General features: G+C 63.1%; 1 protein-coding gene. It reads left to right on the top strand.

Annotated features, from left to right (window positions below):
- Positions 1-420 (top strand): hypothetical protein (locus ZA06_RS16125; protein WP_240472324.1); only part of this gene is annotated, 420 nt, incomplete at both ends.

Here is a 420-nt window from a genome sequence, read left to right as displayed (position 1 = left end):
ATCAGTTACTGGGGGAACCACTGCTGACCCCCGAGGTGCTGGCAGAAGTCGCCGACCGGTTGCAGTTGTGTCCGTTCGAGCTGTCCCTGCAGATGCTCCCCTGGGCTGACCTGGTGGTGTGTGATTTAAATTACGTCTTTGATCCGCTGGTGCGGTTGAATGTACTGCAGGACCGGGCCCAGCGCCGCGCTCTATTGGTCGATGAGGCGCACAACCTGGGTGACCGGGCGCGCGGCATGTTCACGGCCGCGCTAAACCGCAGGGAGAGCCGTCGGGCAGCGTCGGCCTGTAAGGGCGCCCATCCGACACTGCGCCGCAGTATCCAGTCGCTGGTGCTGGCTCTGGACAAGTGGGTTGCCGAGCGGCGGGAAGAGGGCAGTCGTTTAGCAGTAACGGGCGACGACAAGACTGAACTGTGGG

It is taken from the genome of Mangrovimonas xylaniphaga (assembly GCF_001280435.1).
GTDB lineage: Bacteria > Bacteroidota > Bacteroidia > Flavobacteriales > Flavobacteriaceae > Mangrovimonas_A > Mangrovimonas_A xylaniphaga.
The sequence above is the reverse complement of the archived record's forward strand: the minus strand, read 5'-3'. Positions and strand labels throughout refer to the sequence as shown.